Raw genomic sequence first — 18,876 nt, 5'->3', positions numbered from 1 at the left:
GTCAAACGGCTTCAGGGCGTTCCGGCGCAGCGAGAATCAGCCACCCTCGCCGCCCGAATCTCCTCCTGAGGTGTAGGTGTCGCGGGGCGCCGGCGGCCGCCCGTCGTCGCCCGAGACCATCTCCTGCGACGCGCCGGCCTCCTGGTTGCGGCCATACATCCAGTAGAGGCCGCCGGCGAGGCCGCCGCCGAGCGCCATGCCGACGATGATCCAGGTCATCCGACGATCTCCTGCCCACTATTCCAATACCATCAGTCAGACGTCTCGCGACGACGACGTCAAGAGCCGGATCACCCGCAGTTGCGCGAGCGCGGCGGTGCCGCGGCGGCAACCGCTCTTGCATCGGCGCGGCTCTCGCAGAAGGATGGCGGCCCCATCGCGCAGGAGGCGTCGTGCCCGCAACTCGTCTGGACCCCGTCGACGTCGTTGTTGTCGGTTCGGGACTGGGGGCCTCGGCCTTCGTCCGTCATCTCGTCGACGCGGCACCCGGCCTCAGGATCGTCGTCCTCGAGCGCGGCGGCTGGGTGGACCGCTCCACGCTTCCGGCGCTGAAGGCCGACTTCCAGCGCGACGTGCTGGGTGGATATGCGACCTCGCCGAATGTCCGGCTGGCCGCGGGAGGCCATGCGCCCTCGGCCGACTACGCGATCGACGACAGCGGATCGGATTTCAAGCCGCTGATGTGGAGTGGCGTCGGCGGCTCGACGATCAACTGGGCGGCGCATTTTCCGCGCTTCCACCCGTCCGATTTCCGAACCCGGAGCCTCGACGGCGTCGGCGACGACTGGCCCTTCTCCTATGCCGATCTCGAACCCTTCTACGATCTGAACGATGCCCGTTTCGGCATTGCCGGCCTCGCCGGAGACCCGGCCTATCCGCCGAAGCCCGAGCGACCCATGCCGCCCATCGGGCTGGGAAAGCTCGGGATGACGGCGGCGCGCGGCTTCGACAGGCTCGGTTGGCACTGGTGGCCGGTCGATTCCGCCATCAACAGCCGCGACCACCTGGGCCGCCCGGCGTGCAACCATTGCGGCCCCTGCCAGCAGGGCTGCGTGACCGGGGCGAAGGCCTCCACCGACATGACCCACTGGCCCTATGTGCTGGCGCGCGGCGTGGAAATGCGCACCGGCGCCGTCGTGCTGCAGGTCGAGATCGAGGCCGGCCGGGTGAGGGGCGTGACCTATCGCACGGTCGATGGTGACGTCTTCCAGCCGGCACAGACGGTGGTGGTGGCTGGCAACGGGGTCGGTACGACGCGGCTGCTGCTGGCCTCGGGCATCGCCTCCCCGGCGCTCGGCAAGAACCTGATGTTCCACGGCGCCGGCTATGTGCGCGGCTTCTTCGCCGAGGAGCTCGACGGGCCGGTGGGGCCGACAGGCTGCGCCATCTACAGCCACGAGTTCTATGAGACCGACCGGGCGCGCGGCTTCGTCCGCGGCGTCCACCTGCAGGTGACGCGGGAGAACCCGCTGGCGGTGCAGGCGGCGCGTCTCGCCGAGCCCTGGGGCGTCGACGCCCATCGCGCGCTGATGCGTGAGTTCCGCCGGTCCATGGCCATCCTGGTGGTCAACGAGGACTTCCCCGAAGCGGAGAACCATGTCGCCCTGACCGGCGAGACGGGGCCGGATGGACTGCCGGGGGTGAAGGTCGTCTATCGCATCTCGGAGCACACGCGCCGCGCCCTCGATTTCGGTCTCGATCGTGCCGAGGAGATGCTGCGCGCGGCCGGCGCCATCGAGACGGTGCGCGTGCCGCTCGCCCCCTTCACCGGCTGGCATCTGCTGGGGACGGCGCGCATGGGGACTGATCCCGCGACGTCGGTCACCGATGGGCGGGGCCGCGTTCATGGCGTGCAGGGGCTCATCGTCGCGGACGGCAGCCTGTTCACCACCTCGGCGGCGGTCAATCCCGGTTCGACGATCGGTGCGGTCGCCACCAAGGTGGCCGATGATTTCGCGCGGGAGGCCGCATGAGCACGCCCTTTGCACAGGCGCTGGCCGATACGCTGTTCCCCGGGGAGGGACCCATCCCCTCGGCCGCGGGGGCCGGTCTCTCGCTGGTCGGGATTGAGGATCGCCATCGACCGTTGATGAACGCAATTGCCGGCGAGGCTGGTGGCGAGGCCGCCTTCGTGGCCGCCGGTGCGCAGGCGCGCGCAGAACTTCTACGCATCATTGCGGCGAGGGAGCCGCAGGCGTTCCTGGCTTTGGTTCTGGCAGTGTCGGCGCTCTATCACTCGAGCGCCGCGGTGCTGGAGGCCTATGGCTGGCCAGCGCGAGCGCCGCAGCCCGCGGGCTTTGCCGTCGGCACGCCCGCCGACGAGACGGAGACGGCCGACATGCTGGTGCGCGTGCGGTCGCGTCCGCCTGTGTGGCGCAGGGCCTGACAGGCGGACGTGTGGCCTCTAGGCCGTCAGGAGGCGCGTGCGACGACGCGGCGGGCGCGGGGCTTCGGCGGTGCCGCCGCCGCTGCTGCGCGGGCAATCGCGTCCTGCTGTTCCCGGGCCAGCCGGAGCTGGCGCAGCTTGTTCATGTTGTCGGTCCGCGCCGTGTTCGAATCCGCGATGTCCGACATGATACGGTCACGCGTCATCGACTGCTTCTGGACCTTGAGGAAGGCGGCGTTGGCCTTCTGGTGGGAGGGTGATAGCTGGCTCATGGAGAGACCTCCGAAGTGGTGTTGGCGGCTTGCCGCTTCACGTAGAAAAAAGGCCAGGCGTGAGCCCGGCCTTTCCTATCAGATCGCCTCGTCGTCGATCCCAGTACATCCGTGGTAACCGGACAGAGGCGAAGTGCAATCAAGCAGCCTGAAGCTGTTCGGCCGCCATCTTGCCCGACTTGTTGTCGCGCATGACTTCGTAACCGAGCTTCTGGCCCTCGACGATGTCGCGCATTCCGGCGCGCTCGACGGCAGAGATGTGGACGAAAACGTCGGCGCCGCCGTCATCCGGCTGAATGAAGCCGAAACCCTTGGTGGCGTTGAACCATTTCACTGTGCCGGTGGTCATGAAGAACCCTCCCTTTTGGCAAAAGTAGACCTCCGCGCGAATGCGCGTCGGGGTAGAACGATTTTCGAAGGGGAAGTTCGTCAGAAGCGCGCCGAAGCGGCAATAAAACAAAGTTCAGCCGAGCAAACATCGATGCAGTCTTATGCACCGGAAAGGAAAAACAAGCAAGGAAAATCGTCATATCACTTTCCTGGCTGGCGGCGGGTTTGCGTTCAACGCAATGATATCGTTCGACAATAGCGGGAACATTTTATCGACGTGACGAGCATGCGCGAGGGCAATTCCGGTGTCCGGGGATGACCGGCCCGGACTGTCCCGGGATCCCAAACCGCCAGCGCGGCGGGGAATGTTGCGTTGACCGCCGCCGCCCTGTCCCGGCCTGTGACCCGTTCGACCGTCCGGTACGTAAACGACGTCGATGGCATCCAGTGCCGTGGGGGATGTGTCGATGCGGGCAGACGAGACGGGTGACGATGTTCAGGCCATGCCGGCGGTACCGCTGTGGCTGGGCCTCGGCGGGCTCGCGCCCTTCCTGGCGCTGGCGGGCGCGCTGGTGCTCGGCCAGTCGCTTCCCTTGATCGGCGGCGCCGATGACATCCGCCAGGCGCTGATGATCTATGCCGTCGCCATCCTGTCGTTCCTCGGGGGCGTGCGCTGGGGCATCGCCATGGGCTATGCGAACGGCAAGGTCGCCGTGCGCGACTTCCTCATTTCGGTCATCCCCGCCATCCTTGGCTGGGTGGCGGCGCTTCTGCCGCTCGGACCCGGCCTCTGGCTGATAACCGGCGCCTTCATCCTTCTCGGGCTCTACGACTACGGCCTCGCCTGCCGGACCGTGGCGCCCGAATGGTATGGGCGCCTGCGCCTCGCCCTCACCGCCGCGGTCTCGGCGATGCTCGCCATGGCCGCCCTGTCCTGAGGGGGGTCAGGCGCGGTCCGTCGGCGGCGTCTGGTCGCCTGCGCCGAGGGGCCGCTGCATGAGCACGCAGTCGACCCAGCGGTTCAGCTTCCAGCCGATGGAGGGGAGCACGCCGGCCACGGTGAATCCGGCGGCGCGGTGCAGGGCGATGGAGCCGTGGTTCCCGAGATTGCCGATGACGGCGATCATCTGCCGGTAGCCGAGCGCCGTGCAGTCATCGATGAGACGTGCCAGCAGCGCCTTGCCGACGCCCTTGCCCTGCACCGAAGGCGCCACATAGACCGAGTTCTCGCAGGCGAAGCGATAGCCGGGGCGCGAGCGGTAGGCGCTGGCATAGGCATAGCCGGCGACGGCGCCGTCGATCTCCGCGACGAGATAGGGATAGCCGGCGGAGAGGATCGCCGCCTGGCGCGTGGCCATCTCCGTTTCGTCCGGCACCTCGTATTCAAACGAAGCGATGCCGTCCCGGACGTTCGGGCCATAGATGGCGGTGATGGCGGGAATATCGGCGGGGGTGGCCGGGCGGAGCGTCAGGGCGGACACGGTGAGCCTGCTGAACTGAGCGACAGGCTCTATTGTCTGCTAACGGGGGCCAGCACAAGCCCCTTCCGCCGTTTTCAGCCATCGATAATTGGTGGAACAGTCCGCCCGCTCAGCTCACGCGCACGAAGCGGCGGATGCGGCTGCGGGGCTTGGGCGTGCGGCGCGTCACGGTGACGCCGCGGGTCGCAACCTCGATGCGGCGGTCCTGCGAGGGCACGAAGAAGCGCGCCGTCTCGGAGGCGCCGTCCACTTTCAGGAAGTCGGCATCGAGAGCGCGCATGAGCGACTTCACCGAACCAAATGTCACGGCAGGCTCCCTCGTCACGCACGACGACGACTTGAGAAAATTGGAGCGGGAGAAGGGATTCGAACCCTCGACCCCAACCTTGGCAAGGTTGTGCTCTACCCCTGAGCTACTCCCGCATCCGGGTACCCTCCAGCGCCAGGGCGCCGGGGGAGGGCGGTTCTATGCCAAAGGACGCCGACGATTGCAATGGCCCGCCCGCACTTTTTTCCGGGCGTGCGGGACGGCATCGGCCGCAGCGGCTTTGACGGTGCGGGAGCGCCCGGCTATCCCCTTGGACGAGCGCATGACCGGCGGCGTTGCGGCAGCCGGGCGAAGCCGCGATCGACGCGGCGGTGGAGAGGTGCATGGGGTTCGGCTTTCTCGCCCTTCCGGACGCGGCAGACTATGTCCTTGCCGATGCCACTTTGCCGGCCAGTCTCGTCGATGGCGAGGCGCCCGGGCCAGTGGGCGACGGTCTCCTGCGCGCCGACATCGTCGTCAGCGGCGGCGTCATCCAGACGGTGACCGCGCCCGGCGCCGTCCGCTCGCCGGAGCGCGCAATTGTGCCGCTCGACGGGGCCATGGTCTTTCCCTGTTTCGTCGACGCCCATACCCATCTCGACAAGGGGCACATCTGGGCGCGCGCCTCGAACCCGGACGGCACCTTCCTCGGGGCGCTGGCCGCGGTCGGCGCCGACCGCGAGTGCAACTGGTCGGCCGACGACGTGCGCGCCCGGATGACCTTCGCGCTGAAAGCTGCACACGCCTATGGCACGGCGGCCATCCGCACCCATCTCGATTCCATCCCCGCCCAGATCGGTATTTCCTGGCCGCTCTTCGTCGAGATCCGCGAGGAATGGCGCGGCCGCATCGACCTGCAGGCCTCCTCGCTCTGCGGTATCGATATTGCTGTCGAGCCCGGCTATCTCGACCGCATGGCCTCGGTCGCGAGGGCGACCGGCGGCGGTCTCGGCTGCGTCACTTACATGTCGCCGAACCTGCCGGGGGGGCTCGACTCCATCTTCCGCACGGCGCTCGATGCCGGCCTGCCGCTCGACTTCCATGTCGACGAGACGCTGGACCCGACGGCGGATTCACTCAGGCTCATCGCCGAGGCCGCGATCCGCCACGGCTGGCGCGCGAACGGCAATGGCACCATCGTGGTCGGACACTGCTGCTCGCTGTCGATGCAGGCGGACGACGTGGTGTCGGTGACCCTCGACCGCATCGCGGAGGCGGGCCTCGCCGTCGTCTCTCTGCCCATGTGCAACATGTACCTGCAGGATCGACTGGCCGGCCGCACGCCGCGCCGCCGCGGCGTCACCCTTCTGCACGAGATGAAGGCGCGTGGCGTCGCCGTCATGGTAGCGAGCGACAACACCCGCGACCCGTTCTATGCCTATGGCGACCTCGACATGCTGGAAACCTATCGCGAGGCGACGCGCATCCTGCATTTCGACCATCCGGTGGGGGACTGGCCGCGCGCCGCGACGGCGACGCCAGCCAAGGTCTGCGGCTTTGCCGGGCGGGGCGTCATCGGCGCGGGCCTTGCCGCCGACCTCGTCGTGTTCCGCGGACGGAGCTGGACCGAGCTGCTGGCCCGGCCGCAATCGGATCGCACGGTGATCCGGGCGGGCCGCGCCATCGACACGACCCTGCCCGACTATCGCGACCTCGACAGGCTGTGGAGCTGATCCCATGACGACAGGCGAGACGACCGCCGGCGACAGCCGCCCGCGCTACGACATCGACGGGCTGAAGGCGAAGCTCGCCGGCATCAAGACCGAGGACAACGCCAATCTCGTCCGCCAGAAGAGTCGCGACTTCTACTGGTACTCGCCGACGCTGAAGCGTCAGCTCGACCATGTCGTCGGCGACATCATCGTCTCACCGGTGAGCGAGCAGGAGGTGGTGCGCGTGCTGGCGGCCGCCCATGAGGTCGGCATCCCGGTGACGCCGCGCGGCACGGGCACCGGCAACTACGGCCAGGCCATGCCGCTGTCCGGCGGCATCGTCCTCGACCTCTCGGGCATGAACACGGTGCTCACCGTCCAGCCGGGCCGCTTCGTGGCGGAGGCCGGCGCCATCATCGCTGACATCGACAAGGTCGCCCGGCCGCAGGCGCAGGAGGTGCGCATGCATCCCTCGACCTATGCGACGGCCTCGGTCGGCGGCTTCATCGCCGGCGGCTCGGGTGGCGTCGGATCGATCACATGGGGCGGACTGCGCGATGCCGGCAACGTCATCAGCCTCAAGGTCGTCACCATGGAGGCGAGCCCGCGCGTGCTGCAGCTTTGCGGCGACGACCTCGCCAAGGTTGCCCATGCCTATGGTACCAACGGCGTCATCACCGAGGTGGAGATGCCGCTCGGACCGGCCTATCCGTGGGTCGACGTCTTCCTCGGCTTCGATACCTTCGAGCGGGCGGCCGCCTTCGCCAACATGCTGGGAGAGCAGGACGGCATCGCCAAGAAGAACATCTCGGTGATCGCCGCGCCGGCGCCGCAGACCTACTTCCTTCGCCACCAGGACTACATGCCCCCCGGCAAGCACGTGGTCGTGGCGGTGATCGCCGACTTTGCCGTGGATGCGGCGCTGAACCTCGCCGCCAAGGCGCAGGCCGAACTGCTGCTGCGCTCCGACAAGCTCTCGGACGAGGAGCGGCGCAAGCTGCCGCCCGGCTTCGAGCTGACCTGGAACCACACCACGCTCCGGGCGCTGAGGGTCGATCCGGCGATCACCTATCTGCAGGTGCTCTATCCTTTCCCGAACCAGATCGCCCTGTCCGCCGCCCTGGAGGCGCGTTTCGGCGACGAGATGATCAGCCATCTCGAGTTCGTCCGCTTCGACGGCAAGGTGACCTGCTTCGGCCTGCCCATGGTGCGCTTCACCACCGAGGAGCGGCTCGAGGAAATCATGAAGATCCACGAGGACATGGGGGCGCCGATCTTCAACCCGCACCGCTACACGCTGGAGGAAGGCGGCATGAAGCAGACCGACGCGGTGCAACTCGCCTTCAAGAAGGAAGCCGATCCGCAAGGCCTGCTCAATCCCGGCAAGATGATCGCCTGGGAGGATCCGAGCTACGATTACAAGGCGGGCGGCACCTTCCTGTTCAAGGGGCTGGCGGCGGAAGGGAACAAGGTGTGAAGGCGGGAGACGTCTTGAGCCGGAGCCGTCGCTGATGCGCGTCCTCGTCCTCTACTGCCACCCCAATCCCGAGAGCTTCGGCGCGGCCCTGCACCGCACGGTGGTGGACAACCTCATCGCGGCGGGCCACGAGGTCGACGACTGCGATCTCTATGCCGAGGATTTCCAGCCGGTCCTGACGCGCGCGGAACGCGTCGGCTACCACGACCTTTCCAGCAACACCCGGCCGGTCCAGAGCCATGTCGATAGGCTCCGTGCCGCGCAGTCGCTGGTCCTGGTCTTTCCGGTGTGGAACTTCGGCTTTCCGGCGCTGCTGAAGGGCTATCTCGACCGCGTCTTCCTGCCGGGCGTGTCCTTCGGATTGGTCGATGGCCGCACGCAGGGCATGCTGTCGCATATCGGCCGGATCGGCGTCGTGACCAGCTACGGCGCCACCTGGCTGAAGGCGATGCTTGTGGGCAATCCGCCGCGCAAGTTCTGCACCCGGACCCTCCGCGCGGTGACCGGCTTTTCCGCATCGGTGTCCTATCTCGCCCACTACGACATGAACCGCTCGACGCCGGCGACACGCGAGGCTTTTCTTGCCCGCGTGGCGACCACCTACAGTCGATGGTGAGCCGGCTCGGCGCGGTCATGGTCCTGTCACCATTGTCGGCGAATGATGCGCCGGCTGCGCAGTCGCGGTCGCCGGGACCGTGAGTCCCGCGAGGGGGGACAGCATGACTCGGCAGAGGGATACCGAAAAGGGCTCGCGCGAGCCCTACCGCAAGACCATCGGCGCCCATATCCAGCACGCGGCGCGGCTGCATCGCGCCCTCGTGGCGCGCAAGCTGACGATACTCGGCCTCTATCCCGGTCAGGAGCAGGTGCTCAAGATCCTCGCCGAAGGCGGCGACATGACCATGGGCGAACTGGCGACCGCCCTCAGGGTGCGCCCGCCGACGGCCTCGAAGACGGTGGGGCGGCTCGCCGCCCAGGGGCTGATAGAGCGGCGCAACGGCGGCTCGTCCGACGGCCGTCTCGTCCAGGTGGGGCTGACGGAGGCGGGCATCGCGAAGTCCTCGGCGATCGACGACCTCTGGTTCGCGGCGGAAGACGAGATGCTCGCCGACATGGACGGCAAGGACGTCAAGCGCCTGAGGAAGCTGCTGCGCCGCATGGAGAAGACGCTGCGTCCGCATGCCGAGGAACATCCCGACGACGAGGACGATGTGGAAGAAGCCTGACGGGCGTCAGTCCTTCGGGCCCAGGGCCCGATAGGCCTCGATCACCAGCGCATCGTCAGCCTTGCCGAGCCCCATGCCGGAGGCGGCAAGGAAGAGCTGGTGCGCGGCGGCGGCGAGGAACAGCGGTGCCTTCGTCTGGTGGCCGGCATCCAGCACGATGCCGAGGTCCTTGACGAAGATGTCGACGGCCGAGGTGACGGGCGGATCGTCCATCAGCATGCGCGGACCGCGATTGTTGAGCATCCAGCTTCCCGCCGCGCTGGAGCCGTAGATCTCCAGCAGCACCTTCGGGTCGAGGCCGGCGCGTTCGCCGAGCGCCAGCGCCTCGGCGGCGGCGGCGATGTGCACGCCGCACAGAAGCTGGTTGATGGTCTTGACCATGGCGCCGTCGCCGGCCTTTTCGCCGACGCGGAACAGGCGCGAGCCCATCACCTTCAGGACCGGCTCTGCCGCGTCGAGAACGGCGGCCGGGCCGGAGGCCATGATTGTCAGTGAGCCGGCTTCGGCGCCCACCACACCGCCGGACACCGGCGCGTCGACGAAGCGGCGCCGGGTCGCCTCCACCCTGGCGCCGATGGCGGCGGCGCGCGCCGGGGCGCAGGTGGCGCAGAGCACGACGATGGCGTCGGGAGCGAGCGCATCGAGCGCGCCGGCCTCGAACAGCACGGCCTCGGCCTGGTCGGCGTTCACGACCATCAGCACGAGCATCTCCGCGCCGGTCGCGGCCTCCTTCGCATCGGGGAAGGCTTCGCCGCCGTTGGCCTTCAGCCAGTCGAGGGCGGCCGGGTTGAGGTCGGTGCCGCGGACGGCGTGGCCGGCCTTCACGAGATTGGCGGCCATGGGCCGGCCCATGGCCCCGAGGCCGGCAAAGCAGATGGTTGTCATGGGCAAGGGTCCCGAAACACCGGTGGATCTTATCGCCTGAGCGTCATGCCCGGCGCGGGGCCGGGCATCCACGACTTTTTCGTGCGCGAGCCTTGACGCGCTGCATGGCAGGGGTGAGCCGCCGGGTCGGCCCGCCTATTCCTTCACGGCGCCGGTCATGGCCGAGACATAGTGCTCGACAAAGAAGGCGTAGAGGATGACCAGCGGCAGCGAGCCGACCAGCGCACCCGCCATCAGCGAGCCCCAGCGGAACACGTCGCCGTCGACGAACTCCGAGATGATCGCGACCGGAACCGTCTTGTTGTGGTTCGACGAGATGAAGGTCAGCGCGTAGACGAACTCGTTCCAGCACAGCGTGAATGCGAAGATGAAGGCCGAGATCAGTCCCGGCACCGCCAGCGGCAGGACGATCTTGGTCAGGATCTGCCAGCGGCTGGCGCCGTCCACCAGCGCGCATTCTTCCAGCTCGTAGGGGATGGTCTTGAAGTAGCCCATCAGCAGCCAGGTGCAGAACGGGATCAGGATGGTCGGATAGGTCAGGATCAGCGCGAAGGGTGTGTCGAACAGGCCGTAGGCGTGGATGATGGTCGACAGCGGAATGAACAGGATCGAGGGCGGCACGAGATAGGCGAGGAAGATCAGCCCGCCCACGGTCTGCGCGCCCTTGTAGCGCAGGCGGACGATCGCATAGGCCGCCAGCACGGAGGCGAAGATCGACAGGAAGGTGGCGCAGACGGCCACCAGCATCGTGTTCCACAGCCAGGTCGGATAGTTGGAATCGAACAGCAGCTTGTGGACGTGGCGCAGCGTCGGTTCCGTCACCCAGAGCGGGTTGCTGCTGTGCAGGTCGAGCAACTGCGCGTCCGGTTTGATGGAGGTGATGACCATCCAGTAGAAGGGGAACAGCAGCACGATCATGATGATGGCGAGCGGCAGATAGACCGTCACCAGCTTGCGCGGCAGGTTCTCCAGATAGCTCATGCCCTCCGAGGCGTCGTCTCGGGCGGCGGTCGGGGCGGTTCGCGTTTCGGCGGTCGAGGCTGTCATGTCGGGTTCCCGCTCAGTCCGTGTTCTCGCCGGCCTGCCATTTGCGACGCTGCAGCCCGAACCAGGACAGCATGATCGTCGCGAGCAGGAATGGGATCATGGCGGTGGCGATGGCCGCGCCCTCGCCGAGGCTGCCGCCGAGAATGCCGCGCTGGTAGGACAGCGTCGCCATCAGCTGCGTGGCATTCACCGGGCCGCCGCGGGTCATGGCCCAGATCAGCTGGAAGTCGGTGAAGGTGAACAGCACCGAGAAGGTCATCACCACCGCGATGATGGGAGTGAGCAGCGGATAGGTGATGTGCCGGAAGATCTGCCACTTCGAGGCTCCGTCCAGCGTCGCCGCCTCGTAGAGCGAGGGCGAGACCGTCTGCAGGCCGGCGAGCAGGGTGATCGCCACGAAGGGAATGCCGCGCCAGATATTGGCGAAGATCACGGCGCACTGCGCCAGGAGGGGATCGCCCAGCCAGTTGATGACGCCGCCCTTCGGCAGAAGGCCGACCTTCACCAGTCCCCAGGTGATGACCGAGAACTGGGTGTCGAAGATCCACCAGAAGGCGACGGCGGACAGCACGGTCGGCACGATGAAGGGGATCAGCACGATCGAGCGGACCAGCGCTTTGAACGGCAGGTTGTTGTTGAGCAGCAGCGCCAGGTAGAGGCCGATGGCGAACTTGATGGCCGAGGCGATGATGGTGAAGGCCAGGGTGAAGATCAGGGCGCGGATGAAGTCCGTGTCGCCGGCCAGCCACTCGTAGTTCTCGAGGCCGATGAACCGTCCGGCACGCCCGATCTTGGCATCGGTGAAGCTGATCCAGATTCCCTTGCCGAGCGGATAGAGCAGGAACAGCACGAGGAAGGCGATGGCCGGCACCATGAACCAGAAGCCGAGCCAGTTGCGGTCGCGCTTCAACTGGTCCCAGGCGGAGAACTCGCGCATCGGCGCCTTCTGGATCGGTTCGGCGACGGCAGCATCGGCCATGGTTGGCTCCGGCAGGTGGCGGGGAAGGCGGTCCTGGCAGGACCGCCTTCCCCGGGATGGCAGGGCAGGGCGCGGCGAGGGCCGCGCCCCTGTCTCAGCGGTAGATGCGGCGCAACTGGCGTTCCGCGAGGTTGATCGCGCCCTGCTCCGATTCCTTGCCGGTGCAGAAATTGGCGAACAGATCGACGACGATGAAGTCGGCCATGGCGGTCGCCGCCTTCTCGTTCAGCGGACCCCGGGCGCCGGCCACGAAGCTGCGCTTGGCGGCGTCGCGGAACACGGTGTGCTTGGGGTCGGAGGTCCAGACCGGATTGGCGTCGTAGGCGTTCAGCATGTGCGTCAGGTAGCCGCCCGCCGCCTCCAGCCAGGGGTTGAACTGCTCGGCTTCGAGGATGAACGCCATGAAGGCTTTGCAGGCGTTCGGGAAGCGCGTGTAGTTCATCGCCAGCATCGGAACGGCGAGCTGGATCTCCGCCGGCTTGCCCGACGGGCCGACCGGCCAGTAGGCATGGTCCATGTCCGCGGCGATCTCGCGCTGCTTGGCGTCGGCCGAAATCTTCGCCGCGCCGTAGATCGAGATGCCGTTGGCGGTCAGATGCAGTTCGCCGGACAGGAAGCCGCGGTTGTTGCTCGCGTCGTTCCAGGCGGCGGTGCCGGGCATGAAGGTGTCGTAGAGCTGCTTGGCATAGCGCAGAGCGGCCACGGTCTCCGGCGAGTTGATGGTGATCTTCTCGTTCTCGTCGACCTGATAGGCTCCGTGCGACCACAGCAGCCAATGGGCATAGGCGTTGCCGTCACCGGTGGCGCGCCCGAGCGGGAAGCCGGCCGGGGTCCCCTTCGCCTTCAGCGCCTTGCACAGCTCGAGGAAGCCTGCGGTATCCTTCGGAATCTCCGAGAAGCCGGCGGCCTTGATCGACGAGGTGCGGTAGTTGATGTAGCCGCCATTGACCGCGACGGGGATCGAGATCCACTTGTTGCCGAGCTTGCCGTAGGCTTCGGCGAGCGGCACCCAGCCGCCGTACTTCTTGCCGAGGTAGTCGGCGACATCCGTCACCTCGATGCACTTCTGCGGGAACAGGTGGGGCAGCGAGTAGAGGCCCCAGAAGATGTCGGGTCCGGCGCCGGTATTGGCGGCCACGGAGGCCTTCGGCTGCAGGTCGTCGAAGCTCTCGCTCGACAGCGTGACGCGCACGCCGGTGGCCTGGGTGAAGGCCGCGACCATCTTGTTGAACTGGGCGTCCTCGGCCTCGACGAAGCGGCGCCAGCGCAGCACGTTGAGCGCGGCGTTCGGCTCCGGCCGGAACGGCGATGCCTGGGCCCAGGCCTTGGCCCATTCGGTGGTGCCTGATCCGGTGAGCGCGCCGACGGCGGCAGCGCCCCCGACGAGCGAACGGCGTGTGATCTTGGTCATGGTCGTTGATCCTCCCGAGGATTTCCGGAACCCGTCTTGGACGCGGGCCTTGCCGGTTTTTTTCCGCGGGTTTGCCCCGCGTCTGCAGCGTTCTGCCGTCGCTCAATGTGACGAGAGATTCCGGCCCGACTGGGCGTCGAAGAGATGGGTCACGCGGCGGTCCGTGCCGAGACGGATGCGGTCGCCGGGCTTGAAGTCGTGGCGCTCGCGGAAGACGACGATCACCTCCTGGCCGTCGAGCCGAGCCACCACCTGGATCTCGGATCCGGTCGGTTCGACCACGACGACCTCCGCTTCCGCTCCGGCCTCGTTGTCGATGAGGAAATGCTCGGGACGGATGCCGTAGATGGCCGGCTTGTCGGCAGAGGCGGCCGGGGCGTTGCCGAGCGGCAGGCGTGCGCCGCCCTCCAGCACGAAGCTCTGCCCATCGACCTTGCCGCGCAGGAAGTTCATCGCGGGCGAGCCGATGAAGCCGGCAACGAACATGTTGACCGGGTTGTCGTAGAGGTCGAGCGGCGCACCCATCTGCTCGACGATGCCGTCATGCATGACGACGATCTTGTCGGCCATGGTCATGGCCTCGATCTGGTCGTGGGTGACATAGACGGTGGTCGTCTTCAGCCGCTGGTGCAGTTCCTTGATCTCGGTGCGCATGGCGACGCGCAGCTTGGCGTCGAGGTTCGACAGGGGCTCGTCGAACAGGAAGACCTGCGGATCGCGGACGATGGCGCGGCCCATGGCGACGCGCTGGCGCTGGCCTCCCGAAAGCTGGCGCGGAAAGCGTTCGAGAAGCGCGCCGAGGTTCAGGATCTCGGCGGCGCGCTTCACCTTGGTATCGATTTCGGCCTGCGGCGCATTCCTGAGCTTCAGCGAGAAGCCCATGTTGTCGGCCACCGTCATGTGCGGATAGAGCGCATAGTTCTGGAACACCATGGCGATGTCGCGCTCCTTGGGGGGCACGTTGTTCACCACGCGATCGCCGATGGCGATCTCGCCGCCGGTGATGTTCTCGAGCCCCGCGATCATGCGCAGCAGCGTCGACTTGCCGCAGCCCGAGGGACCGACCAGCACGACGAACTCGCCGTCCTCTATCGGCACCGAGACGCCATGGATGATCGCGGTCGAGCCGAAAGACTTGCGCACGTCGCGGATGTCGACGGATGCCATTCACATTCCTCCCATGGGTCCCACGACCCTGCCTTGCACCGGCCCTTGACCTGGGCTCTGCGATCCGGTCCCGTGGGCGGATGCGGCGTCTGGCTGTTTTTCGGCGGCCAGTGTGGCACGCGAAAATCGGAAATCAAGTGTGATCACGGCTTGGCACAACTAAATTTCAATCGGTTGAAACTGCGTGGAAATGCGTCAGTCTCCCGCCGATCCATCCGAGCCGAGACCTCCAGGGAGACGACCCATGACCAAGCCCGACCTGCTCATGACCGGGCCCATGATGCAGATGATCCAGGACCAGTTGGCGCAGCGGTTCACCGTTCACAAGCTATGGCTGGCCGATGACAAGGAGGCGCTGCTGCGCAAGCTCGCGCCCAGCCTCGTCGCCATCGCCTCGGGCAGCCATGTCGCCTGCGACCCGGCGCTGATGGGCCGCTTTCCGGGACTGAAGATCGTCTCCTCGTTCGGCGTCGGCTACGACCATATCGACGCGACCTGGGCAGGCCAGAACGGCATCGTCGTCACCAATACGCCCGACGTGCTGAACGAGGAGGTCGCCGACACGGCGCTCGGCCTGCTGCTCTGCACCGTGCGCGAGCTGCCGCAGACCGACCGCTATCTGCGTGCCGGCAAGTGGCTTGAGAAGCCCTACCCGCTGTCCGGCACGCTGCGCGACCGCAAGGTCGGCATCCTTGGCCTCGGCCGCATCGGCAAAGCCATCGCCCGGCGCCTCGACGCCTTCAACGTCCCGGTCGTCTATCATGGCCGCAGCGAGCAGAAGGACGTGCCTTACCGCTACTACGCCTCGCTGGTGGACATGGCGAAGGACGTCAACGTCCTGCTCATCGTCGCGCCTGGCGGTGCCTCCACCAACAAGATCGTCAACCGCGAGGTGCTCGAGGCCCTCGGCCCCGAGGGAATCCTCATCAACGTCGGCCGCGGCTCGGTGGTCGATGAGGCGGCGCTGGTCCAGGCGCTGAAGGCGAAGACCATCCGCACCGCCGGGCTCGACGTCTTCGAGGACGAACCGAGGGTGCCGGCGGAGCTGATCGCGATGGACCACGTCGTGCTCTTCCCGCACGTCGGATCGGCATCGGTCCACACCCGCAACGCCATGGCGCAGCTCGTCGTGGACAATCTCGTCTCCTGGGCGGACGGCAAGGGGCCGCTGACGCCTGTCGACGAGACGCCCTGGCCGCCGAAGCTCTGAGCGGCGGGCGGTTCCGTCAGGCGTCGAGGCCGGGCGCCTCGTCTCTGCGTCCAACGAGGAAGATGCGCGGGTCCCGGCGTCCGGACCCGTGCCGGTCGCGCTCCCGAACGGTAAAGCCGGCTGCCGCGATTTCATCTTCCAGCGCCGCCGCCTTGAAGAACGACACATGAGGCGCCTTGCCGATCAGTTGCATGAGCGGCACGGCGAGCCGGATCAGCGGGTTCATCTCGGCGAGGCAGGGTGTCTTGGAGATGAACAATCCCCCCGGCTTCAGGAGACGTCGAACGCGCTCGAGCGCCGCCCGACGGTCGGCGACGAGGTGCAGCAGGTTGAAGGCCAGCACGGCGTCGCAGGAGCCGTCCGGTGCGACCGCATCTTCAGCGGCGCCCACGACGAACGAGGCATTGGCGCAGTTCTGGGCGGCCGCCTTTTGCGTCGCGATCGCGACCATCTCGCCGGACAGGTCGCTGCCGACGATCCGCGCCACCGAGGGAGCGAGCAGCAGCGCGCTGGTGCCCGTGCCGCAGCCGAGTTCCAGAACGGTGTGCGAGGCGGAAAGCCAGTGACGGGTGCGGGCGATGGTCCGCTCGTAGCCGGCCATGTCCTTGATCGGATCAGCGGCATATTTGCGCGCGATCCGGTCCCAGAATCGTGCGTCAGCGGACGTGTTGGACATGGGGTGCTCCTTCGGCCGGATGGCCTAGCACATGCGCATACGTTCAGAATTGGCGAGAATCGCACGAGCGATATACGATTGCGTATGAGCGCAATCGACTGGAACCTGGCACGCGCCTTCTGCGCCACGGCGGATGCAGGCTCGATGTCTGCAGCGGCACGCAGGCTGGGGCTGACCCAGCCAACCCTGTCGCGACAGGTTGCGGCCCTCGAGGCGGGGCTCGGCGTCACACTGTTCGAGCGTATCGGCAAGCGGCTGGTCCTGACGACGGTCGGCCTCGGGCTGCTCGACCACGCGCGCGCCATGTCTGCTGCTGCCGACTCTTTCGCCCTGGCCGCGGCCGGACAGTCGCAGGACCTGACGGGCGGCGTCTCGATTTCCGCCACCGATGCCGTCTCCGTCCATATCCTGCCCAATGTCGTTGCCCGCCTTCGACACCAGGCGCCTTGTCTCGCCATCACCGTGGTTGCGACCGACGCGCTCAGCGATCTCAGGCGGCGTGAGGCCGACATCGCCATCCGCCACCTGCGGCCAACGGAGCCGGAACTGATAGGGCGGCTCATCGGCGACATGAAGGCCCATCTCTATGCGGCCGAGAGCTGGACCGCCTGCCACGGGGCGCCGCAGTCGGCTGCCGATCTCGTCGACGCCGATTTCCTGGCCTTCGACCCGGTCGACCGCTTCCGCACCCATCTCGGCGACTGGGGTGTGCCCATCACAACCGGCCAATGCCGGATCATCTCGGACAATGCCGTGGTACTCTGGGAAATGCTGAGGCGCGGGCTCGGTGTCGGCATGATGCTGGAAGAGGTCGCCTCGCGCATGCCGGATCTCGTGCGACTCCTGCCGGACCGGCCAGCCGTTCCGGTGCCCGTCTGGCTCGTCACGCATCGCGAGCTTCACACGAGTTCGCGCATCCGCCTCGTCTTCGACATCGTCGCGGAGGAACTCCGGCGCATTGTCACCGGCGCGGCGAAATCCGTCGATCGCGACCAGGGGGCATTGCCTTCCTGAGGGAGCCAACTGCACCCGACCCGCGACAATGCCATGCGGCGCGTGCGATGCTGTCCCAGATGCCCGCCGGGGCATCGGGCATGGTAGAGGCAGGGGGCACGGATCATGGGCTGGTCATTCACGATAGGCCGCATCTTCGGGACGCAGGTCCGAATCCACGTCACCTTCCTGCTCCTCGTCGGCTGGTTCGCCCTGTCAGCGGGTTTGCGCGAGGGACAGGCCGGGGCGCTGCAGGCGGCGACCTTCGTGCTCGCGGTCTTCGCCTGCGTCCTCGCGCATGAGTTCGGCCACGTCCTGATGGCCCGCCGTTTCGGCATCGCCACTCCTGACGTGACCCTGCTGCCGATCGGCGGCGTCGCCAGCATGGAGCGGATGCCGGAGGATCCCGGGCAGGAATTGTGGATCGCGCTCGCCGGTCCCGCCGTCAATGTCGTCATCGTGCTGGTGCTGGTCGGCGTCGTCGGGGTGCGCTTCGATCCCGCGCAGACGACGGCGGCCGTCACCGGCAGTTCGGCGGATTTCGTGACCCGGCTGGCGGCGGTGAACATCGTCCTCGTCGTGTTCAACATGCTGCCGGCCTTTCCAATGGACGGCGGCCGCGTGTTCCGCGCCATCCTGTCCTGGTGGATCGGCCGGCCCCAGGCGACGCGCATTGCAGCCAGCGTCGGTCAGGCGCTGGCCTTCGTGCTGGGTTTTCTCGGCCTCTTCGGCAATCCGCTGCTCATCTTCATCGCCCTCTTCGTCTTCCTCGCGGCGAGCCAGGAGGCCTACGCGGTGGAACTCGGCGATGCCACGAGCCGGGCCGGCATCTCACGCGCCACCATCACGTCGTTCTCGACGCTCGATACCGGGGCCCGTGTCCGCGATGGGGTCGATCTGCTGCTCTCGACCTCGCAGCGTGAGTTCCCCGTCACCGACGGGGCCGGACGGCTTCGAGGGGTTCTCACCCGCGACGGCATGATCCAGGCCCTTGCCGCTTCCGGTCCGGACACACCGGTCCTCGAGGTGATGGAACGGGAGGTGGCGACCGTGAACCACCGCGCCCCGCTGTCACAGGCGGTGGCGGCGCTGGAGAAATCCGGCCGCCCGCTGGTCGGGGTGGTGGATGATCAGGAGCGCGTCGTCGGCGTCGTCACGATGGAGAATCTTGCGGAATACATGATGGTGGAGAGGGCGAACCGCGACAGGCCGAGGGCCTAGGTGTTTGATCCCAGGTTTTGATGGTGCATTCTCATCGACAGAATCGAGGGAAGCGCTATGGGCCAGATTCTACACGGGAGCGCCACAACGACAGAGGCGGTCCGTCGAGCGATACAGCATAGTCAAGAGAGCCTGAGGGCGCTGGCGAAGCGCTAT

21 protein-coding genes, 1 tRNA gene and 1 pseudogene are annotated in these 18,876 nt (G+C 67.2%); 11 read left to right on the top strand and 12 right to left on the bottom strand.

Annotated elements, in window-relative coordinates:
• Positions 1 to 36: 36 nt before the first annotated feature.
• A complete protein-coding gene (locus tag ACJ4V0_RS07605) occupies positions 37 to 219 on the bottom strand; it encodes a hypothetical protein (RefSeq protein WP_448298970.1) in 183 nt (60 codons plus the stop codon).
• Between the two features lie 173 nt (positions 220 to 392).
• Here ACJ4V0_RS07605 and ACJ4V0_RS07600 point away from each other — a divergent pair, with 173 nt between their 5' ends.
• Entirely contained in the window at positions 393 to 1,973 is a 1,581-nt protein-coding gene (locus ACJ4V0_RS07600; RefSeq protein ID WP_448298969.1) for a GMC family oxidoreductase, read from the top strand.
• Positions 1,970 to 2,386, top strand: a complete 417-nt coding sequence (locus tag ACJ4V0_RS07595) for a hypothetical protein (RefSeq protein ID WP_448298968.1) — start codon at positions 1,970 to 1,972, stop codon at positions 2,384 to 2,386. Before ACJ4V0_RS07600 ends, ACJ4V0_RS07595 begins: the two co-directional genes overlap by 4 nt.
• Before the next feature lie 26 nt (positions 2,387 to 2,412).
• Here the strand turns inward: ACJ4V0_RS07595 and ACJ4V0_RS07590 are convergent, their stop codons facing one another.
• Together ACJ4V0_RS07590 and ACJ4V0_RS07585 are read right to left on the bottom strand one after the other, a co-directional pair.
• A complete protein-coding gene (locus ACJ4V0_RS07590) occupies positions 2,413 to 2,658 on the bottom strand; it encodes a hypothetical protein (protein WP_448298967.1) in 246 nt (81 codons plus the stop codon).
• 139 nt (positions 2,659 to 2,797) lie between these two features.
• Positions 2,798 to 3,007, bottom strand: a complete 210-nt coding sequence (locus ACJ4V0_RS07585) for a cold-shock protein (protein WP_296575429.1) — start codon at positions 3,005 to 3,007, stop codon at positions 2,798 to 2,800.
• Positions 3,008 to 3,455: 448 nt separating this feature from the next.
• Here ACJ4V0_RS07585 and ACJ4V0_RS07580 point away from each other — a divergent pair, with 448 nt between their 5' ends.
• Positions 3,456 to 3,926 (top strand): DUF3429 domain-containing protein, encoded by a 471-nt coding sequence (locus tag ACJ4V0_RS07580; protein WP_448298966.1) that lies wholly within the window; start codon positions 3,456 to 3,458, stop codon positions 3,924 to 3,926.
• Between the two features lie 6 nt (positions 3,927 to 3,932).
• Here ACJ4V0_RS07580 and ACJ4V0_RS07575 read toward each other — a convergent pair whose 3' ends face one another.
• The 3 genes from ACJ4V0_RS07575 to ACJ4V0_RS07565 form a co-directional block, all read right to left on the bottom strand.
• On the bottom strand, positions 3,933 to 4,469 hold the full coding sequence (locus ACJ4V0_RS07575) for a GNAT family N-acetyltransferase (RefSeq protein ID WP_448298965.1): 537 nt from the start codon (positions 4,467 to 4,469) through the stop codon (positions 3,933 to 3,935).
• Positions 4,470 to 4,578: 109 nt separating this feature from the next.
• Positions 4,579 to 4,776, bottom strand: coding sequence for a hypothetical protein (locus ACJ4V0_RS07570; protein ID WP_448298964.1), 198 nt, complete (start codon positions 4,774 to 4,776; stop codon positions 4,579 to 4,581).
• 41 nt (positions 4,777 to 4,817) lie between these two features.
• A tRNA-Gly gene (locus tag ACJ4V0_RS07565) sits at positions 4,818 to 4,892 on the bottom strand.
• 228 nt (positions 4,893 to 5,120) lie between these two features.
• Between ACJ4V0_RS07565 and ACJ4V0_RS07560 the strand changes: the two genes are divergently transcribed.
• From ACJ4V0_RS07560 to ACJ4V0_RS07545, 4 genes are all read left to right on the top strand, one after another.
• Positions 5,121 to 6,449, top strand: a complete 1,329-nt coding sequence (locus ACJ4V0_RS07560) for a cytosine deaminase (protein WP_448298963.1) — start codon at positions 5,121 to 5,123, stop codon at positions 6,447 to 6,449.
• A 4-nt stretch (positions 6,450 to 6,453) separates the two neighbouring features.
• Complete coding sequence (locus ACJ4V0_RS07555) at positions 6,454 to 7,905, top strand: FAD-binding oxidoreductase (RefSeq protein ID WP_448298962.1); 1,452 nt, start codon at positions 6,454 to 6,456, stop codon at positions 7,903 to 7,905.
• Positions 7,906 to 7,939: 34 nt separating this feature from the next.
• Entirely contained in the window at positions 7,940 to 8,521 is a 582-nt protein-coding gene (locus ACJ4V0_RS07550) for an NAD(P)H-dependent oxidoreductase (RefSeq protein ID WP_448298961.1), read from the top strand.
• A gap of 103 nt (positions 8,522 to 8,624) precedes the next feature.
• The gene (locus tag ACJ4V0_RS07545) at positions 8,625 to 9,131 is read left to right on the top strand and encodes a MarR family winged helix-turn-helix transcriptional regulator (RefSeq protein WP_448298960.1); all 507 of its coding nucleotides are present in this window, start codon (positions 8,625 to 8,627) and stop codon (positions 9,129 to 9,131) included.
• 6 nt (positions 9,132 to 9,137) lie between these two features.
• On the opposite strand, the gene ACJ4V0_RS07540 is transcribed toward ACJ4V0_RS07545, so the two are convergent.
• The 5 genes from ACJ4V0_RS07540 to ACJ4V0_RS07520 form a co-directional block, all read right to left on the bottom strand.
• A complete protein-coding gene (locus ACJ4V0_RS07540) occupies positions 9,138 to 10,016 on the bottom strand; it encodes an NAD(P)-dependent oxidoreductase (protein ID WP_448298959.1) in 879 nt (292 codons plus the stop codon).
• A gap of 135 nt (positions 10,017 to 10,151) precedes the next feature.
• Complete coding sequence (locus ACJ4V0_RS07535; RefSeq protein ID WP_448298958.1) at positions 10,152 to 11,063, bottom strand: carbohydrate ABC transporter permease; 912 nt, start codon at positions 11,061 to 11,063, stop codon at positions 10,152 to 10,154.
• 13 nt (positions 11,064 to 11,076) lie between these two features.
• Positions 11,077 to 12,042, bottom strand: a complete 966-nt coding sequence (locus tag ACJ4V0_RS07530) for a carbohydrate ABC transporter permease (protein WP_448298957.1) — start codon at positions 12,040 to 12,042, stop codon at positions 11,077 to 11,079.
• A gap of 94 nt (positions 12,043 to 12,136) precedes the next feature.
• A complete protein-coding gene (locus ACJ4V0_RS07525; RefSeq protein WP_448298956.1) occupies positions 12,137 to 13,453 on the bottom strand; it encodes an ABC transporter substrate-binding protein in 1,317 nt (438 codons plus the stop codon).
• Between the two features lie 102 nt (positions 13,454 to 13,555).
• Complete coding sequence (locus tag ACJ4V0_RS07520) at positions 13,556 to 14,620, bottom strand: ABC transporter ATP-binding protein (RefSeq protein WP_448298955.1); 1,065 nt, start codon at positions 14,618 to 14,620, stop codon at positions 13,556 to 13,558.
• Between the two features lie 244 nt (positions 14,621 to 14,864).
• Here ACJ4V0_RS07520 and ACJ4V0_RS07515 point away from each other — a divergent pair, with 244 nt between their 5' ends.
• On the top strand, positions 14,865 to 15,830 hold the full coding sequence (locus ACJ4V0_RS07515; RefSeq protein WP_448298954.1) for a 2-hydroxyacid dehydrogenase: 966 nt from the start codon (positions 14,865 to 14,867) through the stop codon (positions 15,828 to 15,830).
• A 16-nt stretch (positions 15,831 to 15,846) separates the two neighbouring features.
• On the opposite strand, the gene ACJ4V0_RS07510 is transcribed toward ACJ4V0_RS07515, so the two are convergent.
• A complete protein-coding gene (locus ACJ4V0_RS07510) occupies positions 15,847 to 16,506 on the bottom strand; it encodes a class I SAM-dependent methyltransferase (protein WP_448298953.1) in 660 nt (219 codons plus the stop codon).
• A gap of 84 nt (positions 16,507 to 16,590) precedes the next feature.
• Between ACJ4V0_RS07510 and ACJ4V0_RS07505 the strand changes: the two genes are divergently transcribed.
• The 3 genes and pseudogenes from ACJ4V0_RS07505 to ACJ4V0_RS07495 form a co-directional block, all read left to right on the top strand.
• Entirely contained in the window at positions 16,591 to 17,520 is a 930-nt protein-coding gene (locus tag ACJ4V0_RS07505) for a LysR family transcriptional regulator (RefSeq protein WP_448298952.1), read from the top strand.
• A gap of 105 nt (positions 17,521 to 17,625) precedes the next feature.
• Entirely contained in the window at positions 17,626 to 18,720 is a 1,095-nt protein-coding gene (locus ACJ4V0_RS07500) for a site-2 protease family protein (RefSeq protein WP_448298951.1), read from the top strand.
• Positions 18,721 to 18,777: 57 nt separating this feature from the next.
• Positions 18,778 to 18,876: pseudogene (locus ACJ4V0_RS07495) on the top strand (IS481 family transposase); the annotation flags it as partial.

It is taken from the genome of Phreatobacter aquiterrae (assembly GCF_053471285.1).
Note: the sequence above shows the minus strand (reverse complement) of the source record. Positions and strands in the feature narration are given on the sequence as shown.

Excerpts from the sequence above, each read along its gene's own strand:
- ACJ4V0_RS07545 (WP_448298960.1), top strand. The coding sequence starts at position 8,625 with ATGACTCGGCAGAGGGATACCGAAAAGGGCTCGCGCGAGCCCTACCGC.
- ACJ4V0_RS07595 (WP_448298968.1), top strand. The coding sequence starts at position 1,970 with ATGAGCACGCCCTTTGCACAGGCGCTGGCCGATACGCTGTTCCCCGGG.
- ACJ4V0_RS07530 (WP_448298957.1), bottom strand. The coding sequence starts at position 12,042 with ATGGCCGATGCTGCCGTCGCCGAACCGATCCAGAAGGCGCCGATGCGC.
- ACJ4V0_RS07515 (WP_448298954.1), top strand. The coding sequence starts at position 14,865 with ATGACCAAGCCCGACCTGCTCATGACCGGGCCCATGATGCAGATGATC.
- ACJ4V0_RS07590 (WP_448298967.1), bottom strand. The coding sequence starts at position 2,658 with ATGAGCCAGCTATCACCCTCCCACCAGAAGGCCAACGCCGCCTTCCTC.
- ACJ4V0_RS07525 (WP_448298956.1), bottom strand. The coding sequence starts at position 13,453 with ATGACCAAGATCACACGCCGTTCGCTCGTCGGGGGCGCTGCCGCCGTC.
- ACJ4V0_RS07560 (WP_448298963.1), top strand. The coding sequence starts at position 5,121 with ATGGGGTTCGGCTTTCTCGCCCTTCCGGACGCGGCAGACTATGTCCTT.
- ACJ4V0_RS07605 (WP_448298970.1), bottom strand. The coding sequence starts at position 219 with ATGACCTGGATCATCGTCGGCATGGCGCTCGGCGGCGGCCTCGCCGGC.
- ACJ4V0_RS07580 (WP_448298966.1), top strand. The coding sequence starts at position 3,456 with ATGCGGGCAGACGAGACGGGTGACGATGTTCAGGCCATGCCGGCGGTA.
- ACJ4V0_RS07585 (WP_296575429.1), bottom strand. The coding sequence starts at position 3,007 with ATGACCACCGGCACAGTGAAATGGTTCAACGCCACCAAGGGTTTCGGC.
- ACJ4V0_RS07505 (WP_448298952.1), top strand. The coding sequence starts at position 16,591 with ATGAGCGCAATCGACTGGAACCTGGCACGCGCCTTCTGCGCCACGGCG.
- ACJ4V0_RS07535 (WP_448298958.1), bottom strand. The coding sequence starts at position 11,063 with ATGACAGCCTCGACCGCCGAAACGCGAACCGCCCCGACCGCCGCCCGA.
- ACJ4V0_RS07540 (WP_448298959.1), bottom strand. The coding sequence starts at position 10,016 with ATGACAACCATCTGCTTTGCCGGCCTCGGGGCCATGGGCCGGCCCATG.
- ACJ4V0_RS07500 (WP_448298951.1), top strand. The coding sequence starts at position 17,626 with ATGGGCTGGTCATTCACGATAGGCCGCATCTTCGGGACGCAGGTCCGA.
- ACJ4V0_RS07510 (WP_448298953.1), bottom strand. The coding sequence starts at position 16,506 with ATGTCCAACACGTCCGCTGACGCACGATTCTGGGACCGGATCGCGCGC.
- ACJ4V0_RS07555 (WP_448298962.1), top strand. The coding sequence starts at position 6,454 with ATGACGACAGGCGAGACGACCGCCGGCGACAGCCGCCCGCGCTACGAC.
- ACJ4V0_RS07550 (WP_448298961.1), top strand. The coding sequence starts at position 7,940 with ATGCGCGTCCTCGTCCTCTACTGCCACCCCAATCCCGAGAGCTTCGGC.
- ACJ4V0_RS07520 (WP_448298955.1), bottom strand. The coding sequence starts at position 14,620 with ATGGCATCCGTCGACATCCGCGACGTGCGCAAGTCTTTCGGCTCGACC.